At 69.1% G+C, this 17,974-nt stretch carries 19 protein-coding genes; 14 read left to right on the top strand and 5 right to left on the bottom strand.

What is annotated here, in order from left to right; all coding sequences use genetic code 11:
* The first annotated feature begins 35 nt into the window (after positions 1-35).
* The 3 genes from AC5FRV_RS07035 to AC5FRV_RS07025 all read left to right on the top strand — a co-directional run bounded on the left by AC5FRV_RS07035 (position 36) and on the right by AC5FRV_RS07025 (position 3,105).
* A complete protein-coding gene (locus AC5FRV_RS07035; protein ID WP_493560392.1) occupies positions 36-968 on the top strand; it encodes a hypothetical protein in 933 nt (310 codons plus the stop codon).
* A 128-nt stretch (positions 969-1,096) separates the two neighbouring features.
* Positions 1,097-2,332, top strand: coding sequence for an outer membrane protein assembly factor BamB family protein (locus AC5FRV_RS07030; RefSeq protein WP_493560391.1), 1,236 nt, complete (start codon positions 1,097-1,099; stop codon positions 2,330-2,332).
* On the top strand, positions 2,329-3,105 hold the full coding sequence (locus tag AC5FRV_RS07025) for a hypothetical protein (protein WP_493560390.1): 777 nt from the start codon (positions 2,329-2,331) through the stop codon (positions 3,103-3,105). The genes AC5FRV_RS07030 and AC5FRV_RS07025 overlap by 4 nt, the downstream gene beginning before the upstream one ends.
* Before the next feature lie 48 nt (positions 3,106-3,153).
* Here the strand turns inward: AC5FRV_RS07025 and AC5FRV_RS07020 are convergent, their stop codons facing one another.
* On the bottom strand, positions 3,154-4,941 hold the full coding sequence (locus AC5FRV_RS07020; RefSeq protein ID WP_493560389.1) for a helicase C-terminal domain-containing protein: 1,788 nt from the start codon (positions 4,939-4,941) through the stop codon (positions 3,154-3,156).
* Positions 4,942-5,024: 83 nt separating this feature from the next.
* On the opposite strand from AC5FRV_RS07020, the gene AC5FRV_RS07015 reads away from it, so the two are divergent.
* Positions 5,025-5,177: a hypothetical protein gene (locus AC5FRV_RS07015; RefSeq protein WP_493560388.1), complete on the top strand. Its 153-nt coding sequence runs from the start codon at positions 5,025-5,027 to the stop codon at positions 5,175-5,177.
* 281 nt (positions 5,178-5,458) lie between these two features.
* Positions 5,459-6,874 (top strand): sensor histidine kinase, encoded by a 1,416-nt coding sequence (locus AC5FRV_RS07010; protein ID WP_493560387.1) that lies wholly within the window; start codon positions 5,459-5,461, stop codon positions 6,872-6,874.
* Positions 6,875-6,910: 36 nt separating this feature from the next.
* On the opposite strand, the gene AC5FRV_RS07005 is transcribed toward AC5FRV_RS07010, so the two are convergent.
* Entirely contained in the window at positions 6,911-7,114 is a 204-nt protein-coding gene (locus tag AC5FRV_RS07005; RefSeq protein ID WP_493560386.1) for a DUF7561 family protein, read from the bottom strand.
* Between the two features lie 124 nt (positions 7,115-7,238).
* On the opposite strand from AC5FRV_RS07005, the gene AC5FRV_RS07000 reads away from it, so the two are divergent.
* The 4 genes from AC5FRV_RS07000 to AC5FRV_RS06985 are packed head-to-tail and all read left to right on the top strand — an operon-like array spanning position 7,239 to position 11,340.
* Positions 7,239-8,660 (top strand): sensor histidine kinase, encoded by a 1,422-nt coding sequence (locus AC5FRV_RS07000; RefSeq protein ID WP_493560385.1) that lies wholly within the window; start codon positions 7,239-7,241, stop codon positions 8,658-8,660.
* Between the two features lie 43 nt (positions 8,661-8,703).
* Positions 8,704-9,588 carry a YkgJ family cysteine cluster protein gene (locus AC5FRV_RS06995; RefSeq protein WP_493560384.1) on the top strand — a complete coding sequence of 295 codons (885 nt, stop codon included), beginning with the start codon at positions 8,704-8,706 and terminating at the stop codon, positions 9,586-9,588.
* A gap of 48 nt (positions 9,589-9,636) precedes the next feature.
* Positions 9,637-10,569: an NAD(P)H-binding protein gene (locus AC5FRV_RS06990; protein WP_493560383.1), complete on the top strand. Its 933-nt coding sequence runs from the start codon at positions 9,637-9,639 to the stop codon at positions 10,567-10,569.
* A 48-nt stretch (positions 10,570-10,617) separates the two neighbouring features.
* Positions 10,618-11,340, top strand: coding sequence for a DUF7530 family protein (locus AC5FRV_RS06985; protein ID WP_493560382.1), 723 nt, complete (start codon positions 10,618-10,620; stop codon positions 11,338-11,340).
* A gap of 23 nt (positions 11,341-11,363) precedes the next feature.
* Here the strand turns inward: AC5FRV_RS06985 and AC5FRV_RS06980 are convergent, their stop codons facing one another.
* Positions 11,364-11,537: a DUF5786 family protein gene (locus AC5FRV_RS06980; RefSeq protein ID WP_493560381.1), complete on the bottom strand. Its 174-nt coding sequence runs from the start codon at positions 11,535-11,537 to the stop codon at positions 11,364-11,366.
* A gap of 395 nt (positions 11,538-11,932) precedes the next feature.
* Between AC5FRV_RS06980 and AC5FRV_RS06975 the strand changes: the two genes are divergently transcribed.
* The 3 genes from AC5FRV_RS06975 to AC5FRV_RS06965 all read left to right on the top strand — a co-directional run bounded on the left by AC5FRV_RS06975 (position 11,933) and on the right by AC5FRV_RS06965 (position 14,775).
* Positions 11,933-12,928, top strand: coding sequence for a DUF5784 family protein (locus AC5FRV_RS06975; protein WP_493560380.1), 996 nt, complete (start codon positions 11,933-11,935; stop codon positions 12,926-12,928).
* Positions 12,929-13,075: 147 nt separating this feature from the next.
* Entirely contained in the window at positions 13,076-14,014 is a 939-nt protein-coding gene (locus tag AC5FRV_RS06970) for a GAF domain-containing protein (protein ID WP_493560379.1), read from the top strand.
* Positions 14,011-14,775: a DUF7504 family protein gene (locus AC5FRV_RS06965; RefSeq protein WP_493560378.1), complete on the top strand. Its 765-nt coding sequence runs from the start codon at positions 14,011-14,013 to the stop codon at positions 14,773-14,775. The genes AC5FRV_RS06970 and AC5FRV_RS06965 overlap by 4 nt, the downstream gene beginning before the upstream one ends.
* Here AC5FRV_RS06965 and rmuC read toward each other — a convergent pair.
* The gene (gene rmuC / locus AC5FRV_RS06960; RefSeq protein WP_493560377.1) at positions 14,772-15,728 is read right to left on the bottom strand and encodes a DNA recombination protein RmuC; all 957 of its coding nucleotides are present in this window, start codon (positions 15,726-15,728) and stop codon (positions 14,772-14,774) included. The genes AC5FRV_RS06965 and rmuC overlap by 4 nt on opposite strands.
* Positions 15,729-15,881: 153 nt before the next feature.
* Here rmuC and AC5FRV_RS06955 point away from each other — a divergent pair, with 153 nt between their 5' ends.
* Positions 15,882-16,571, top strand: coding sequence for a YqjF family protein (locus AC5FRV_RS06955; RefSeq protein WP_493560376.1), 690 nt, complete (start codon positions 15,882-15,884; stop codon positions 16,569-16,571).
* Between the two features lie 120 nt (positions 16,572-16,691).
* Here AC5FRV_RS06955 and AC5FRV_RS06950 read toward each other — a convergent pair whose 3' ends face one another.
* Positions 16,692-17,405 (bottom strand): CPBP family intramembrane glutamic endopeptidase, encoded by a 714-nt coding sequence (locus AC5FRV_RS06950; protein WP_493560375.1) that lies wholly within the window; start codon positions 17,403-17,405, stop codon positions 16,692-16,694.
* A 136-nt stretch (positions 17,406-17,541) separates the two neighbouring features.
* Between AC5FRV_RS06950 and AC5FRV_RS06945 the strand changes: the two genes are divergently transcribed.
* Positions 17,542-17,784 (top strand): DUF6684 family protein, encoded by a 243-nt coding sequence (locus AC5FRV_RS06945; RefSeq protein WP_493560374.1) that lies wholly within the window; start codon positions 17,542-17,544, stop codon positions 17,782-17,784.
* Positions 17,785-17,974 lie beyond the last annotated feature (190 nt).

Here is a 17,974-nt window from a genome sequence, read left to right as displayed (position 1 = left end):
ACAAGACACTCATACAGGTTCCGAGACCACCGCGTATGCGACGCCGCAAATTCCTCGCGACGACCGCCGCCCTCCTCGCCGTCCCCTTCTCGGGGTGTTCGGACCCGTCGGGCCAACTCTCGCTGGAAAACGTCGACGACGACGAGACGCTCGCACAGAGATACGCACAGACGAGTGATCAGCTCGACGACGACGCACGGCAGATCCTCGACGACGCCGTCGCCGGCGACGAACCGGAGCTGAACGGCACCAGTCCGCACTTCGAGGAGGGGTCGTACGACCAGCGGGCGCCCGTCGCCCACGACGGGTCGTACTACAACGTCTCCCACGAGGTCGTCGAGACCTACCAGTACGCGCGCCACGGGATCGGACTCGATCTGAACCCGCCGGAAGACTTCTCGCCGTCCGAGGGCGCGATCGCCGTCGAGGACCTGCCGCCGGTCGACCGCGACGTCGTAGCCGGGTTCTTCCCGATTGCGGACGACCACCCGGAGACGGACGGGGCAGACGTCTTCCACATGGGGCAATACTCGCCCGCCGAGGAAGCCGAATCCGTCCTCGTTCCCGACCCCGAATACGACGCCGTGACCAGGGACGGGGCCACCTACCCCGTCGAGATCGATGACGGCGGCTCCGTGGAGATCAACCGGTATCGGTACGAAACCACGCGGGTGGCCGCGACCCACGCCGAGATGGCCGCGCGGGTCCGCGACCGGTACCTGTTCACGCTAGAGGGCCTTCCCAAGGACGAACGCGAGATCATGCGTGAGGCCGCCCAGAACGGACGCTACGTCACCGAGGAGACGCCGGGCCAGGCGTTCGTCGATCTCCTCGACCGGTTCCGTCCCCACCGTCCGCTCGAGGGCGACGGCGAAGACTACGGCACGTGGCTCGTCGCGTTCGACGGAACGGTGTACCTGGCGGACGTCACCGCTCCACTCAACACACCGGCGAGCGAGTCCGGGTGAGGCGCTCGCTACTCCGTGTCCGAGCGTCGGCCACGGCCCCGCCTAAGGAGCGGGCTGCGACGGGAACGGGCTTCGCCCCCTCGTGTCGACTCGATATCTATTTGAGCAGCGGTCTAGAGGTGGCGCGTATGGTCCCCGATCTTACACGACGGCGGGCGCTGGTCGCGGCCGGTTCGGTCGCCGGCATCGGCCACCTGAGCCCACCTGCCGTAGCGGAGCAGTCCAGAGCGAACCCGCCGGATACCGGCCCGCCCGACGGCAACGAGTGGCCGATGGAACGGCGCGACCCCGCAGGGACGGGGTACGCACCGGACGCGAGCGGGCCGAAGGATGGCGTCCGGGTTCGGTGGAAACAGCCCGTCGAAGCCAACCTGGGGTTCTTCTACGGTGTGACGCCGATCGTCTCGGACGGACTGGTCTACGGCGTCGACCGTGAACTGGTCTGCGTCGACGCGGCGAGTGGCGACGTCGTCTTCAGGGTCGATCGCGAGTACGGGAACCCGCCCGCCGTCGCGCCAGCAAGAGCCTACGAGCACCCGACGCTGGTCTTCGACTCCGTACAGGGCGTCGATGGGCTGGACACGCGTGGGGGGATCACACTCGCCGGCCTCCGCCTGGGATTGCGACGCTGGTCGATCGAACGAGACCAGGGCCTGGCCACGACGATACTGGGTGGACAGGACCACTCCGTCCCGGTCGCGGCCGGCGATTCGGTGTTCGTCACCACTGGCGACTCCGTGCTCGCCATCGACGCGAGCAACGGACGCGTTCGCTGGCGACGCCCCGGCGGCGGCTATCGACCGGCCGTCCGCGACGGAACGGTGTACGTCGCGAGCTACGCACGTGGACTCCTCGGCTACGACGTCGAGAGCGGCGAACGAATCTTCTCGCCCGACGACGTCCAGTCACCGCTCTCGGTCACTGCCGCCCCGGAGCGGCTCGTGGTCCGGTGCCACCGACCGATCGTCGGCGTCGACTACGACGGGAGCGTCGCCTGGCGAAAGGGTCCGGAAGAATTCTGGGGCCGCGGCGCGATCGCGGCGGCAAACGGCGTCGCGTACACGGCCGGCGTCGACGAGGAGAACTCCCTCGTCGCGATAGACGTCAGCGACGGGACCACGCTGTGGACGAGTTCGATGGAACCGGAACAGACGCCACAGTCCGCCCCACCGTCCGTCGCCGACGGCGTCGTTTACGTCCCGGAAGACGACGCGGGACTGGCGGCAGTGGACGCCGAAGACGGACACGTCCGTTGGCGGTTCGACCCCGGCGAGGATCCGACGCGGTGGTCGCCGGCGGCGCTCGTCGGCGAGACGCTGTACGCGCTCGCCGACGGCCACCTCTACGCACTGGAGGAAGCATGACGGGCCACGAGCATCACGGACGGGACCACACCGACGGGAGTCACGACACACGCCGGCGCGTCACGACGACCTCCCTCCTTCGCGAGGGGGTCCGAAACGTGCGCACTCACCCCGAGTCCCTCTTGGCGCTCGTCCTCTCGGGCGTCCTCGTCGCAGGTATCGACTGGGTGACCCTGCACGGCGCCGTGCCCACGACCGGGTACGAGGGGATCCAGACGGGCGAAATTACCGTCGCGTTCGGCGTGGTCGTCCGGGCGTTCTCGCGCGCTTCCGTCTCACCGCTGACGCTCGTCGGGGTGAAGCCGGCGTGGCTCGCCTGGGCCGTCGGACTCCAGGTGGCGAAGGTCGCCGTCGTCGCCGGCGGGGCCGTCTACGCGCTGGCCCGGCTCCGCAGCGTGGAACCGACGGCAGCCATCGCCGTGCGCTACGCAGTCGTCGTCGCAGCTCTCACGCTCTTCCCCTGGGACGTCACGTTCGAAGGAGGGTCCATGATCATCGGGATTCCGCTCATAATCGCGTTCACGGTCGTGCTGGTCAGGTTGTTCGCCCTCCCCGGGCTGCTGGTCGACGGACTGTCGATCACGGCTTCTCTCCGCCGAAGCTGGGGCCGGACGGCAGGCCACGGCTGGGCGCTGTTCGGAACCGTCCTCCTCGTCGGTCTGTTCAATCACCTCCTGACGAGCGTGCCCGTAGTCGGCCCCGTCGGAAGCGGGGTCGCCGCGGCGCTCCACGCCGGCGCAGTCGTCACCTTCCTCCGGCGCACCCCGGAGTGACCGAGTGACGCCAGGCGAGGAATTCCGCGTCGAGGCAGTCCGGAGGACTTACTCCGTGTCCCAGACGTCGGCCATCGGACTCGACCGCGTCGAGGCGCCGCTCCGGGAGCGAGAGCCCGCTCGCGACCCGGACCGCGAGCGCGACCGGCCGCTCGACCCGCTGTCCGCCCCGGCGCTCTTCCCCTCGACGCTCTCGCCGCCGAGCGCGTCCACTGGCGAGAACTCGGGCAGGTTCGGCTCGGACATCCGGTCGACCTGTTCCTCGAACCAGTCGGGCATGTCCGTGCGAGCGCGCTCGAACAGGTCCAGCAGCGAGGAGTCAGCGAGGTACGTCGAGCCGTAGTCGTCGGGCGCACGCACAACGCGGCCGCAGGCCTGGATCACGGTCCGGAGCGCGGCACGGTAGTACCAGCCCCACTGGCCGTCGGAGAGGCGCTGGGCGACCCTGGAGTCCCGGGTATTGGGATAGGGCGCCTTGCAGATGACCTGCCAGCGACACAGGTCACCCTCCAGGTCCAGGGCCTCCTCCATCTTCACCGAGAGGAAGACGTCGGGGTCGTCGGTGCGCTTCCAGGAGGTGAGCTGGGCGTCCCTGTCTTCCGATTCGTGGCTGCGCAAGCGCTCGCCGACGCCGAAATCGCGCAGCAAGGATTCGAGTTTCTCCTTGATGGCGTAGGAGTGACAGTGGATCAGCCCCTTCTCGTCCGGATGTTTCTGCATGATCCGGACGACCTGGCGGGCGATCTTCGGGAGCGTCTCGTCCCGTTCCTCGTAGGTCATCTTCCCCTGTGTGACGTCGTACAGCGGCCGGTTCTCGACGGGGAAGGTGTGGCCCACCTCGACCAGGGCGACGTCGTCCGTCGAGAGGCCGACGTTGGCGCAGAAGGCGTCCTTGTTGAGAATCGTGGCCGACAGCAGGGCGAAGCGCTGGCCCCGGTCCCAGACGGTGTGTTTGAGGTATTTTTCGGGATCTAAGGGCTTGATCGTCACGCTCGTCCCCTCGCCGTCGGGCTGGTCGACGACCCAGGTGGTCACGCTGTCGGGGTCGCGGTAGTCCTCGGCGAACCAGGACAGCTCCTGACGGAGCTTGTTCAGGCGGTCGCGTTCGGCCACCTCCTCGGCGGTCAGTTCCTCCTTCTGGCGGAGTTCCTTCACCCGGCGCTCGGACGTCGCGGCCAGGCCGTCGGCGTAGTTCGCGGCGTCCTCCAGGTCGTCGATGGCGGGCGGGGCCCTGTCCTCCCAGATGGGCACCGTGTCGGGGCCGAGTTCGATGGCGGCGTACATCTCGGCCCAGTCGCCCAGACCGTGGGCCTCGTCGACGACGGCGACGTCGCGCGTGCCGAACACGTCCGAGCCAGCGGTCTGCATGAAGTAGGCCAGCGTCATCGCGGCGACGCGGCGGTTCGAGGCGATGGCGCGGTCCGAGAAGTACGGACAGCGGTGTTTGACCTGGCAGTCGAACATCCGCTCGCGGGCGCAGGGGGCCTGGTTGACCGGCGTCTCCGTCTCGCCCGGGAGGATGCAGCTGTAGTTGTTCTTCCCCCGGATGACGTTCAGGTCGTCCAGCATCGGCTCCTCGGCGACGTCGTCGAGCTGGGAGACCTGCGGCGTGGTGTAGTAGGCGTCGATGACCTCCTCCGCGTCGGCCTCGCCGGCGGTCCGGGCACAGCCTGCGATGGCGCGGGCAAGTAGCGACTTGCCGCTGCCCGTCGGCGCGCGCACCAGCACCACGCGGGCGCCGTCCTCGAAGGCCGCCTGGATGTCCGCGAGCGCTTCTTTCTGGTTGCCGCGATAGGAGGGCGCGGGAAACTCGTCGAAGATTCGCGCGGCGTTCACGTCCACTCGCAGTCTCCGGGTCCACGTCAATCCATCGGAGGAAATCGGCCAGTTATATACCGCCCGCAGGATCCGGCGTTGTCATGCGATCGACACGCCGTACGTACCTCACGGGTATCGGTGGACTCGCCGTGACCGCTCTCGCCGGCTGTAGCGAGCAAGCAGGCGGCGAGAGCGCTCCGTCGGTCGCGACGGTGGGCGAGCCGACGGTGCCCCCGGCCACGCCAGATGGGTGACCTGATGCTCCAGAGGCACAAAACACATTACGGGACGGCGATTGCGTCAAGCAGACGAGAGAACGGGAGTGTCACTGGCCTCACCCGCCTCGCGACAGGCGCGGCGTCGCTGCGACCGGCGACTCGTCACGACGCTCTCCAGCGGCGGAAGCGGGCCCGAGAAGCGATGCGAACCGGACCGAGCTGGGGCCACTCTCCCGGGCGTTTATACACGAGTACGACAATAACCCGGTGACAACCCGCCCGGGAGCGCGCTTCCGGCGCGCCAGAGCACCAGACCAATGGAAGAACCAGTCTGCGTACTGTACTACGGTCCCGACGCCGCCGCGCTCGAGCAGCGGTGGGAGACGACCGAGCGACCGTTCGCGCTGTCGGCGTTCGACGACGCCGGAGGGGCCCGGGAGTTCGCCGCCGGGACGGCCGTCGACGCACTCGTCTGCTCGGGGCCGGACGCGATGGCCGTCGTCGACGACGTCCGCGACACCGTCGGGCACGTGCCGGTCGTCGTCCTCGACGACGGGGAGACCGACGCCGTCGCGGCCCTGGCCGACGGCGTGACGCACTGTCTCTCCGTGGACGAACGGGACCGCGTCGACGTGATCGAGCGCCTCGAACCCGTCGTCACGCGCTACCGACGCGAACGGCGTGAACGGACCATGCTCGACTCGCTCCTGGAGAACATCCCGCTCTCGGTGTACTTCAAGGACCGGCAGAGCCGGTTTCTCCGGGTTAGCGACGCGATGACGTCGATGATGGGCGACCCGTACATCGAGAGTCCCGACGGCGTCCGCTACTACGCGCCGGCAGACATCGTCGGCACCACGGACTTCGACGTCTTCCCGAACCACCTCGCGGAACCAGCCACACAGGACGACCGGTCGGTGATGGAGAACGAGGAGCCGATCGACCGGGTCGAACACGCCTACGGCCCGGCGTTCGACGGGAGCTACGTCGCCACGTCGAAGGCGCCGTGGTACGACGAACAGGGCGACGTCGTCGGCCTCGTCGGCGTCACGCGCGACATCAGCGAACGCAAGCAGTACGAACACCAGCTCGAACGCCAGAACGAGCGGCTCGAACGGTTCGCCGAAGTGATCAGTCACGACCTGCGCAACCCACTCGAGGTCGCCAAGAGCCGCCTCCGCTTCGCCAGGGAGGAGTGCGAGTCGGAGCACTTCGACGCCATCGACCGGTCGCTCGACCGGATGGACGACCTCATCGCCGACGTGTTGACCATCACGCGCTACGGGGAGACCGTCGAGGACCCCGACCTGGTCGACGTCGCCACCGTCGCCAGCGACGCCTGGGACGTCATCGACTCCCAGGGGGCGACGCTCGCGGTGAACACCGAGCTGGTCATCCGCGCAGACACCGGCCGGCTCTCCCAGCTCTTCGAGAACCTGTTCCGTAACTCGGTCGAACACGGCGCCGAGGACCCGGCCGACCTCACCGTGACCGTCGACGACCTCCCCCACAGGTCGGGGTTCTACGTCGCCGACGACGGCGTCGGCATCCCCGAGGACGAGCGCGATTCCGTCTTCGAGTCGGGGTTCAGCACGGACGAGGAGGGGACCGGGCTCGGCCTCGACATCGTCCGGTCCATCGTCGACGCCCACGGCTGGGTCGTCGAGGCGGTCGAGAACGAGGGTGGCGGCGCCCGCTTCGAGTTCAAGAACGTCGCCGAGAAGGACCGCTGAGCGGGCGCGACCCGGCCCGCGCCTCCCCGGTTGTGCTTACAGGTCGGCGACGTGCTCGCGCGTAATCTCCTCGTCGTCGGGCAACCGGTCGATGCAGGCATAACAGAGGAAGTGTTCGGTGTCGTCGACGAGTTCGAGCGTCATCCCGCCGGTCGTCTCCGTCGACGTCGACCAGATGCCAGCGATGCCGCCGGCGATGGTGACGTCCTCGCCACAGCCGTCGCAGGGCCGGGTCGTCATACCCCACGTAGGCCGACCACGGCGATAAGTCCCCGGCACCCCCCGGCATTTATGAACGAGTAGGTCGATTTGATAGTGACATCGCCCCTGTCGGCGCGACACTGGGGAGACCAGAGAGACACCGATGCAGAAGGCGCCCCTGGTGGTGTACCACGGTCCCGACGCCACAGCGGTCACAGAGCGGTGGGACCAGCAACGCCGGCCCTTCGGCCTCCGAGGCCTGTCCGCGGCGGACGACGTTCTCGACGCCCTCGCCGAAGCCGACGTCGACTGTCTGGTCTGTGCAGGCGGCGAGGACGTGCTGGCCGTCGTCGACGACGCCCAGGCGTCGGTTCCTGGCCTCCAGGTAGTCGTGTTCGGGCGGGAGGACCTCGACGCCGCCACTGCGCTCGAACACGGCGCGGCCCACTTCGTCGACGTCGGCGAAGACGACCCGGTCGAGACGCTCGAAGCACTCCAGTCGGTCGTCGACCGGCACCACGCCCAGCACCGGGACCGGACGATGCTCGACTCGCTGCTGGAGAACATCCCGCTGTCGGTGTACTTCAAAGACCGCGACAGTCGCCACGTCGAAGTGAGCGACGAGATGCCGTCGACGAGCGCGAACCCGTACATCGAGAGCCCCGACGGCTGCCGCTACCACACGCCCGAGGACGTCGTCGGCCTCACGGACTTCGACCTCTATCCCCCGGAGCTGGCCGAGAGCGCGATGGCCGACGACCAGCGAGTCATCGAGTCCGAGGAGCCGGTCGTCGACCAGGTCGAACACACGCACGGCTCGGCGGTCGACGGCACGTACGTCGCCACGTCGAAGGCGCCGTGGTACGACGAGCAGGGCGACGTCGTCGGCCTCGTCGGCGTCACGCGCGACATCAGCGAACGCAAGCAGTACGAACACCAGCTCGAACGCCAGAACGGACGGCTCGAACGGTTCGCTGGCGTCCTCAGCCACGACCTGCGCAATCCGCTGGAGGTGGCCCAGGGCCGCCTCCGGCTCGCCAGGGAAGACGGCGATCCGGAGCACTTCGACGCCATCGAGCGGTCGCTCGACCGGATGGACGATCTCGTCGAAGACGTCCTGCGCCTGGCACGCCAGGGCGGGACCGTCACCGAACCGGACGCCGTCGCCGTCGCGACCGCCGCCAGGGACGCCTGGGACGTCGTCGATTCCGGCGACGCGACGCTCGTCGTCGACTCGGATCTCGTCGTCCTGGCCGACCCGAGTCGGCTGGCACAGCTGTTCGAGAACCTCTTTCGCAACGCCCTGGAACACGCCGCAGACCGACCCGACGCCCTCACTATCACGGTTGCGGACCTGCGGGATGCACGCGGCTTTCTCGTCGCGGACGACGGCGTCGGCATCCCCGAAGACGAGCGAGACACCGTCTTCGACGCGGGCTTTTCGACGGCCGACGACGGCACCGGCCTCGGCCTCAACATCGTCCGAACCGTCGCCGACGCCCACGGCTGGCACGTGACGGTGACCGAGAGCGACGGCGGCGGCGCGTGCTTCCAGTTCGGGAACGTCCACACTCCCGAGAGCTGATTCGCGCCCCGAATTTTTGTAGCTCGGTCGCGGAGAGGACAGTATGGAGGTGAACTGCGAAGGGTGTGCCGGCTGTTGCATCGACTGGCGCGCGCTGACCGACGCGACGGTGGACCACGAGCGTCGCGGCCGGTACGTCCCGCTCGACGACGTGGGGAACCTCGCACCGATCCGCCGCGACGAGATCAGAGCCTTCGTCGACGAGGGGTTCGGCGACGTCCTCCAGCCCCGACTGTTCGCCGGTGAGGGCGACGCTATCGTCACCATCGACGGGACCGAGGTGGCGGCGATTCGCGGCCGACCCGCCTTCCTCGTCGGCCTGCGCAAGCCGCCAAAACCCGTCGGTCCCTTCGATCACGACCCGACGTGGCTGCCGACGTGTGCCTTCCTCGACCCGACGACGCTGCAGTGTCGCATCCACGGCGACGACCTCTACCCGGAGACCTGCCGGCGCTATCCCGGCGAGAACCTCGCGCTGGAGGTGGAGACGGGATGCGAGCGCGTGGAAGCGGTCTTCGGTGGGTCCCGGCTGGTCGACGACGAGGCGCCCGACGACGCCGAACCGACCTTCGGGCCCGCGGCGGTCGGGACGACGGTGTTCGCCCACCCCGACCCGGACCGACTGGCGGGCGTCGTCGAGCGACTGCAGAACGACGAGTCGACCCGGACCGACCGCGCCGAGTTCGTCGCCGTCGCCGCCGCGTCCAGCCCCGCGATGCTGGCGGTCAGCGACCCCGTCTACGAGGAGACGCGCGAGCAGGTACTCGACGCGGATTCCTGGGCCGGACGGGCGATCGATCGATGGAGCGACCGGGCCGGCGACGCCGGGACGGCCGCGCCGGCGCCCGCCCCGCTCGCCGAGGAGATCGAGGAAGAAGCGGGCGCACCGGAGACGCCGGGCTGGGATGCCGTCGGGTCCGACGGATAGGGCGCGTCGGGTCCGACAGTTAAGGCGCCGCGGCCGCGACTAGGCGGTATGCGCGTCCTCGTCACCGGTGCGACCGGGTTCGTCGGCGGTCGCCTCGTTCCAGAGTTGCTCGAGCGCGGCCACGACGTCCGCGCGCTCGTTCGCGACCCCGACGGGTACGACCCGCCCGAGGGCGTCGACGTGGTCACCGGCGACCTGCTGGAACCGGGGAGCTTCGACGCCGCGCTGGCCGACGTCGAGGCCGCCTACTACCTCGTCCACTCGATGGGCTCGGGCGGCGACTTCGCCGAGCGCGACCGGCGCGCCGCCGCGAACTTCGCGCGAGCCGCCGGGGAGGCCGGCGTCGACCGCGTGGTCTATCTGGGCGGTCTCGGCGAGGACGACGACGGTGAGGGCGAGGAACTGTCGGCCCACCTCCGCTCCCGTCGCGAAGTCGAGCGCGTCCTGGCCGACGGGAACTACCAGCTGACGACGCTGCGGGCGGCGGTCATCATCGGAAAGGGGAGCGCCAGCTTCGAGATGATCCACCAGCTCGACCGGCGCCTCCCGGTGATGGTGACGCCCCGGTGGGTCCACACGCCGTGCCAGCCCATCGCCATCGACGACGTCGTCGGCTACCTGGCCGGCCTGCTCGAGGTCCCCGAGACGGCCGGTGAAACGTACGAAATCGGCGGCCCCGAGGTGCTGGACTACGCCGCGATCATGCGCCGCACTGCGGCGGTGATGGGCCGACGAGAGCCCGTCATCATCGGCGTGCCGGTGCTGACCCCGGAACTATCGGCGTACTGGATCGGACTCGTGACGGACGTCCCGACGAGCGTCGCCCGGCCGCTCATCCACGGACTGAAGACCCCCGTCGTCGCCGACGACGAGCCGATCCGCGAACTCGTCCCCATCGACCTGACGCCGTTCGACGAGGCAGTCGCGCGGGCGCTCGCGAACGAAGCCGAGGGCGAGAGCGACGGCGAGGGCGAGCGATGAACGAGGGTAATCGATGAACGAGAGGGAGAGCGACGGCGGGGGCGAGCGATGAGTCGAGAGCCCACCCCACCGATCGAGTACGGCGAGACGTGGGTGTACGAGAGCATCGTCGGCGCGATCCCGGGGCTGGACCTGTCGGCCCGGGCCGCAGTCGCCGTCCAGTTCCTCCTCTTCGAGGGCGCCGTGCTGGCGCTGGCCGCCGTCTACGACCTCTGGACGGCGGCGCTGGCCGGGACCGCCGCCGTGCTCGTGGCGGCGGCGGGCAGCGTCGCCATGTTGACCATCGCCCGCCTCGCCCGCCGCGCCGACGCGCCGCAGGCCTACCGGCAACTGCTGTTCGGGTCGAGCATCGAGGTGGTCCTCGGCGTCGTCGCCTTCGTCGCGCTCGTCACGTACCTCTTCGTCGTCGACCCCAGGGGACCCGACGCGGGACTGGTCACCTCCCTGTTCGGCCCCGAACCGCCGGCACTCGTCGTGTTCCTGACCCTGTTGATCCTGTGGGACCTCTGTTACCGCATCGGCACCGGCTGGTGGGCGAGTGTCGTCGCGCTCTGGCGGTCGCTCCGGTACACCGTCGACCCCCAGGAGAGCAGCGCCCACCGCCGCGCCGACCTGGCGACGATGGCCTTCGGCCTGCTACAGCTCGGGCTCGTCCCCTTCGTCCGCGACGAGTGGGTCCTGCTGGTCGCCGTCGCCGGTCACGTGCTGGCCGTCGTCATGGTGAGCGCGCTGGCCATCCTGATCGCCGACAGGTCAGCGAGAAACGAGTAGCCAGAAGCGAGTCGCGAGTGACGTCACGAGGACTTGATCTGCTGGAACTGGTCGAGCAACTCCTCCGTGGAGTCGCCCGAGTCGTAGTCCACCTGGCCGCGGTACTCCGTCCGGTCGTCGTCTTCGCTCAGGTCGACTTCGGCGTTCTTGCGTTCGCGACGTTCGTGTTCTTCGTTATCGTAGGCGCCCATCGACATTGGTTACCACACACAATCTTGCATGTTAGTGCCTATCAATGTAACGGTCCCTCAGGTCGGCGCTGATTTCGGTGCGAACGGGCTGGAGAACGTGCACCGATGGAAGGCTGGGGCCGACTGGGACCGCGAATGGGTCGGCGCCAGCCTGCTCACGGCTCACTCCGTTCACCGTTCGCATGTAAGCTGGCCCCTCCCTTCGGTTGGGCTCGGCCTGCTCACGGCTCGCTATCGCTCACCGTTCGCTCGTTCGTCGGCCCTTCGCTTCGCTCAGGCCCGACCGCTGCTCGCGTGTCGCTCACTCCGTTCGCTCCCGCTCGCTGATAAGGCGGGCCGCTCACTGCGTTCGCGCCCCGCCCTCCAGAAGCCTCAAACCCATCCACAATCAAAGAACCCCCATGGCAGGCCCCGTCCGGTTCCGTCACTCGCTCGAGGGCTGGAGCGAGCAACGGGTTCACGACGCCCTCTATCAGCCCCTCGACGCGAACTTCGGTGCGACGCTCGCTTCCCCCTGGTTCTCCCCGCCGCCCGGCTACGAGGCTCGGCGCCTGGAGATGGACAACGGCGACCTCGCGCTGTTTTCCTGGTCCGACGACGACGCCTACTGGCTCGGCAACACCGAGACGCCCGAGACTCTCTGGCGAACGGACAAGTGCACCTTCGAAGAGGCGCCCTATCCGGTCACCCGGTGGGCCCAGCGCGAACTGCTCGCCCAGCTCGAAGAGGAAGACCCCTGGCTCGCCGACTACGACCACCTCGCGTGGTTCTTCCTCCCCGTCTTCTTCTCGAAGGACGGCCGCGAGAGCACGCGTAACTTCTTCCGCGAGCACGCCGCCGGCTTCCCGGACGCGGGCCGGGAAGCGGGACTCGAGTTCTACGAGTCACTCTTCTCGACCGGCGTCCTCGACGAGTACCGCTACACGATGGCCAGCAAGCTCGGGACGAGCGCCGGCGTCGACCTGACGCGGATGCAGGCGACGATGGGCGAGTTCAACGTCGCCAGGCTCCTCTACGACGCCGACCACGACTTCGAGCCGGAGGTCGAACTCGGGTCGGGCCACGCGCTCGACTATCAGGTCGACGACGTCCTCGTCGAGGTGACCCGGCCCCAGCCCCCGCGGCGGCGACGGGTCGACTCGCCCGTGGCGGCGGTCAAGGCCTCCGGCAACGCCAAGACGCGCGACCAGATCGCCATCCACGGCAACGCCGCGCTGTTCGTCGACTGCACCTCCTTCCGCGACGACCACTGGCGCCAGATCATCGGCGAGAAGCCCGCCGTGGGCCACGAGCCCGTGGTCGTCTTCCGGATGCGGCCGGACGGGCGGACCGAGGGGTACGTCCGCGGGAACCTCCCGCTCGACGTGGGCGGAGTCCTCTCACAGCCCGCCCAGTGACGGGCTAGACCGGTCGTGCCCGTTCTATTACCTGTTCCACTGCGTGTTCTGCCGGCGCTACGCCGCAACGCGACGGCATCCGGTAACAACCTGAGAGCCAACTTCGAGGTACAGTTACCCCGGTCGGCGCGATAGATTCGGGCAGGAATGTCCGAGACCATCGTCCTGTACGTTGGCTCAGACGGGTCCGACGGACCGCCGCCGGGGGATCACCTCCTGAGCGACGCAGACGGACAGGTCCTCCGGCGTGAGACGGTCGCGGCGGCGAAGGCGACGCTGACCGACCGGTCCGTCGACTGCCTCGTCACCGCCTACGACCTGCCCGACGGGACCGGAACCGAGCTGATCGGCCACGTCCGCGAGGTCGACCCGGACACGGGCTGTATCCTCTGTAGCGACGCGTCCCGGGACCGGATCGACACCGAGGCCGACGCGGGAACGACCCACGTCGCGGAGTTCGTCCGCACGGGCAGCCCGGAGGCGGCCACCAGAGTCGCTCAACTGGTCGATACCACCGCCGATCGCCGGAGCCAGACGGCCTACCCGCTGCCGCAGAACGAGGACGAACGGCTGGCGGCGCTGGAACGCCACGACTTCGACTCCGAGCGGTTTCTTTCGGCCGTCCGCCGGCTCACCGACGTCGCCGCGGCGCACTTCGACGTCGCCCAGAGTTCGGTGAACCTCGTCACCGAGCGAACCCAGGAGTTCCTCGCCTGCCACGGCGAGTCGTGGGACGCGACGACCCGCGAGCAGTCCATCTGCACGTTCACGATCCTCGAAGACGGCGTGACAGTCGTCGAGGACATCCGGGAAGACCCCCGGTTCGCGGACACCGAGTTCCTCGAGGAACTCAGCATCCGGTTCTACGCCGGTGCGTCCATCACGACCGACGACGGCCTCCCGCTCGGGACGGTCTGCGTCTACGACGACGAACCCCGGGCGTTCAGCGACGACGACGAGGCGTTCCTCGAATTGCTGGCGGCCGCGGCCGCAGACTGGCTGGCGATCCTCGGGGAACTGGCGGAAGAACAGCCCGAGAGCCGGGGCCCCCGGAAGGACACCGACGGCGGACGAGGCGGCCGATGACCCGGAACGCGGACGCGCAGTTCCGGTTTCCGGCCGGCCTCTCGGTCGACGGCGTGGACCCGGGGACGAACGTGATGGTCGGCGGGCCGTCGGGCCGGGGCGCCCGCGAGGTGGCGCTCCGACTGGCGATGGCGGGCGGCGAGGACGAGGGCGTCGTCCTGCTCTCGGCCGACGTCGGCGGGCGGTCGCTACTGGACCGGGCCGAGGACGTGACCGGCGGGTTCGACCGCGCCCGGGTCGGCGTCGTCGACTGCTCCGGCATCGAGGACGACCAGCAGCGCTTCGACGAGCACGGGCGGACCATCGACGACCCCGGCGACCTGCTGGGGATCCAGATGGAATTCTCGGTGCTGTACGAGACGCTCGTCGAGCGCGGGCTCGACCGGGTCCGGGTGGGCGTGTTCTCCGTCTCGTCGCTGCTGGCCCACGCCGACCTCCGGGCGGTCTCGCGGTTCGTCCACATGCTCACCGGCCGGGTCATCGCGACGGGGGACCTGGGCGTGTTCGTCGTCGACGAGGCGATGCAGGACGACCGGACCGTCGACGCCATCGAGCGGTTCTGTGACGGCGCCATCGACGTCCGCGACGGGACCGACGGGACGTTCGAGGCCCGCGTCCGCGGACTCGGTGTCGAGCCCTATGGCGGGGACGAGGCCGAAGGCGGACACGGGGTCGAGGCCGGAAGCGAGCACGGAGCCGGGGACGAGGCCTGGCGGCCGGTCTCGACCGTGGAACGCGACCAGCAGCGACGGCGACCCTAGTCCTCTCGCCCGCGGGAGAGTTGCTCGCGGGTCGCTGCGGCGTCACCCTCGCCGTCGAGCGAGAGGCTGTCGATCCGGTCGAACTCGGAGCGGAGGCGCTCGAAGGCGGCGTCGGCGTCGTCGGCCCGGTCCTTCGCGTTCGAGAGGTGGCGGACGCAGGTGTTCCAGTCGTCGGCGAAGTCGTCGAAGCGCTGGCCGAGCCGCTGGAGCTGGTCCTGCACCGCGAGGGCCTCCTCGGAGAGGCGCTGGGCGTGGACGCCGGCCTTGACGAGTTCGAGCTTCTGGCCCAGCGTCAGCGGCGAGACGACCTGGACGCCCCTGCTGGTGTACTCGCGCAGCATGTCGTACTCCTCGGTGACGAGGTGGTAGTAGACGCTCTCGCTCGGGATGAACGCGAAGGCGAACTCGGCGGTCCCCTCGTCCGGGCGGACGTACGCCGTCGCGATCTTGTCGAGCTGGTCGTCGACCCGGCGGGCGAACTCCTGTTCGTGACGCGCGCGAACCTCCGAGTCGTCGGCGTTCACGGCGCGCTCGTAGGCCTCCAGCGGGAACTTCGCGTCGATGGCGACGAGCCCGTCGGCGGTCTCGACGTGAGCGTCGGGGCGCCGGTTGCCGACGACGGCCTCCTGGGTGCCGAACATGTCCGGCGGGAGCTGGTCGGCGAGGATCGTCTCCAGTTGCTGCTCGCCGAAGCTCCCCCGGTGCTGGGGCGTCTGCAGCATCTGCTCGACGTCGCTGTGGAACTGCTTCATCTCGCGGGCGTGGGTCTCGATCTGTGCGGCCGTCCCGTCCAGGCCGAGCCCGGCGATGGCGTTGCCGACGGAGGACTGGAGCTGGGCCTCGTCGAGCTGAGCGGTCCCGCCACCGCCGCCGCCGTCCCGGACGGCGAGGACGAGCACCGACAGCGCGAGGACGACGGTCGCCGCGCCGAGGGCGACTTCGAGCGTGGTCATACCCGGACCAGACCGCATCCGGCCTTAAAACCACCTGGCCGCGACCGGACGGTCGCCTGGTACCGACCAGTCACGAGTCGGACCGGAACTGGCCCGTAGCGGCCGGCGACCGGTAAGGTCGGGAATTAACCGGTGCGGAGTCGTAGGAGGCCCATGCTCCCGCTCGCGTTCGGCTGGCGCCACCTGCTCTTCGCGAACTGGCCCGTCGACACCGACGTGCTCGACGCCCACCTCCCCGAACCCTTCGCCGTCCAGGAGTTCGACGGCACCGGCTGGCTCACCGTCGTCCCCTTCACGAACGTGGACACCCGACCACGGGGACTGCCCGCGGCGGTGGGGCTCCCGCTCCCCGAACTGAACCTGCGGACGTACGTCACGATGGAGGGGGAACCCGGCGTCTACTTCTTCAGCCTCGACGCCGACAGCCTGCTGGCGACCATCGCGGCGCGGCTGACCCACCACCTGCCGTACTACAACGCCGACGTCGACGTCGGCTGGGTCGACGGCCGCGTGGAATTTTCGAGCTACCGCCGCCAGCCGGGGGACCGTCCCGCGCACTACCGCGCCACCTACTGGCCCACTGGGGAGCCGTTCACGGCCGAACCGGGCTCGCGCGCCGAGTTCCTGACCGAGCGCCGGCGCCTCTACACGCAGGCCCCCGACGGGTCGGTCCGGTACACGGACGTCGACCACCCGCCGTGGACGCTCTACCCCGCCGAGGCCGACGTCGCGGAGAACACTCTGTTCGAGGCCAACGGCTTCGACCACCCCGACGGCGACCCCCTCTTGCTCTTCAGCCCCGGCACCGACGTGACGACGACTCGGAGCCGGCGCTGGGACTGATAGTGGTGGTTGTAACTTTTTACCGGCATTCGCCGGTACCGGCCACGTCGAACGCCGGTACGGGCTTACAACCACCACTATGACGGGAGAACGAGGAAGCGCCGTCGGCGAGCCCGACCGTCAGACCGCCAGGTACGAGAAGATCATCAGCACGACGTTGTAGACGGCGTGGGCGACGACGGGAACGACCAGGTTATCGGTGTACTCGTACACCGCCCCGAAGATGCAGCCGACGGCGGTGATGAGGAGCGCGCCGGCGACGACGGACGCGAGCGCGCCCGAGTAGTTCGCGAGGTGCATCGACCCGAACAAGAGGCTCGCCCCGAGCACCGCCGGAATCGGCCCGACCCGCTGGCGGAGCCGTCCCTGGATCGCCCCGCGGAAGAGCAGTTCCTCGGCCGGCGCGACCAGGACGACCGACAGCGCGGCCAGACCTAGCAGGAACGTCGGGTCGGTCGCGGCGACGTCACCGATGACGGAGTCCGGCACCAGACCGAGGACCGAGAGGAGAACCGAGAGCCCGGTCGCGATCACCAGCGCCAGCACCACGCCAGCGAGGATAGCGATAAGGTCGTTGCGGGAGGGGCGCCTGACCGGGACCGGAACGTCCCGAACCCGGACGTAGGCGTACCCGACGACCAGGAACGCGACCTGGCCCGCGGCCGTCGCCCCCAGGAGGACCGCCGTGCCCGCCAGGTCGTAGCCGAGGACGAACATCGGGACGATGAAGGCCACGCCCGCGACGAGCGAGACGAGGAAGGCGAGGACGGTGAGGCCGAACAGTTCGAGGACCGGCAGGGCCCAGCCCCCGCCGCGAGCGGCCGTATTTGCCATGTACGGGGCCTCGCGCGGCCACCCCGTAACTGTTCGGGGGCTGATAGTGGTGGTTCGTTCCCGGAGGGACGCGACGCCGACCGAGCGTTGAAATGGTTGGGAATGCTATACGAAGGCGAGACGTTCCCGCCCCACCATGTCATTCCTCAACCTCACCAACGAGACCTGGCTCGACCTGACGGTGAACCTCGTCCCACTGGCAATTCTGGCGTTCATGGACGTCCTCTTCTGGATCTTCAACCCCTGGGGCTGGGACCCGCTGATCATCGTCGTCTCGCACTTCCTGACGCTGTTTCCCCTCCTGTTGCTCGGGATACTGACCTACGTCAGCGGCCTGTTCGTCCAGCGCGACGAGGGGAAAGCGGCAGCCAGGGAGTGAGCGGGCCGGTCGCCGGCAGCGCGAGCCGCCACGCGATGGCGAGGTCGACCGACACCAGACTGGTCGCCGAAAGGACGACCAAAGACGGATAGTGCGAGGTTATCGAACGGGTCGCCGATGGGGCCCCGAACAGAAGCACCTCCAGACCGGGCAGATCGGTGCTCTGAGTGGACGCAGTCGGCGGATGGGA

The organism is Halomicrobium sp. HArcel3, assembly GCF_058933135.1.
The sequence above is the reverse complement of the archived record's forward strand: the minus strand, read 5'-3'. Positions and strand labels throughout refer to the sequence as shown.

Excerpts from the sequence above, each read along its gene's own strand:
- AC5FRV_RS06945 (WP_493560374.1), top strand. The coding sequence starts at position 17,542 with ATGTCATTCCTCAACCTCACCAACGAGACCTGGCTCGACCTGACGGTG.
- AC5FRV_RS07035 (WP_493560392.1), top strand. The coding sequence starts at position 36 with ATGCGACGCCGCAAATTCCTCGCGACGACCGCCGCCCTCCTCGCCGTC.
- AC5FRV_RS07005 (WP_493560386.1), bottom strand. The coding sequence starts at position 7,114 with ATGACGACCCGGCCCTGCGACGGCTGTGGCGAGGACGTCACCATCGCC.
- AC5FRV_RS06950 (WP_493560375.1), bottom strand. The coding sequence starts at position 17,405 with ATGGCAAATACGGCCGCTCGCGGCGGGGGCTGGGCCCTGCCGGTCCTC.
- rmuC (WP_493560377.1), bottom strand. The coding sequence starts at position 15,728 with ATGACCACGCTCGAAGTCGCCCTCGGCGCGGCGACCGTCGTCCTCGCG.
- AC5FRV_RS07025 (WP_493560390.1), top strand. The coding sequence starts at position 2,329 with ATGACGGGCCACGAGCATCACGGACGGGACCACACCGACGGGAGTCAC.
- AC5FRV_RS06980 (WP_493560381.1), bottom strand. The coding sequence starts at position 11,537 with ATGTCGATGGGCGCCTACGATAACGAAGAACACGAACGTCGCGAACGC.
- AC5FRV_RS07000 (WP_493560385.1), top strand. The coding sequence starts at position 7,239 with ATGCAGAAGGCGCCCCTGGTGGTGTACCACGGTCCCGACGCCACAGCG.
- AC5FRV_RS06965 (WP_493560378.1), top strand. The coding sequence starts at position 14,011 with ATGACCCGGAACGCGGACGCGCAGTTCCGGTTTCCGGCCGGCCTCTCG.
- AC5FRV_RS06990 (WP_493560383.1), top strand. The coding sequence starts at position 9,637 with ATGCGCGTCCTCGTCACCGGTGCGACCGGGTTCGTCGGCGGTCGCCTC.
- AC5FRV_RS07010 (WP_493560387.1), top strand. The coding sequence starts at position 5,459 with ATGGAAGAACCAGTCTGCGTACTGTACTACGGTCCCGACGCCGCCGCG.
- AC5FRV_RS06985 (WP_493560382.1), top strand. The coding sequence starts at position 10,618 with ATGAGTCGAGAGCCCACCCCACCGATCGAGTACGGCGAGACGTGGGTG.
- AC5FRV_RS07015 (WP_493560388.1), top strand. The coding sequence starts at position 5,025 with ATGCGATCGACACGCCGTACGTACCTCACGGGTATCGGTGGACTCGCC.
- AC5FRV_RS06975 (WP_493560380.1), top strand. The coding sequence starts at position 11,933 with ATGGCAGGCCCCGTCCGGTTCCGTCACTCGCTCGAGGGCTGGAGCGAG.
- AC5FRV_RS07030 (WP_493560391.1), top strand. The coding sequence starts at position 1,097 with ATGGTCCCCGATCTTACACGACGGCGGGCGCTGGTCGCGGCCGGTTCG.
- AC5FRV_RS06970 (WP_493560379.1), top strand. The coding sequence starts at position 13,076 with ATGTCCGAGACCATCGTCCTGTACGTTGGCTCAGACGGGTCCGACGGA.
- AC5FRV_RS06995 (WP_493560384.1), top strand. The coding sequence starts at position 8,704 with ATGGAGGTGAACTGCGAAGGGTGTGCCGGCTGTTGCATCGACTGGCGC.
- AC5FRV_RS06955 (WP_493560376.1), top strand. The coding sequence starts at position 15,882 with ATGCTCCCGCTCGCGTTCGGCTGGCGCCACCTGCTCTTCGCGAACTGG.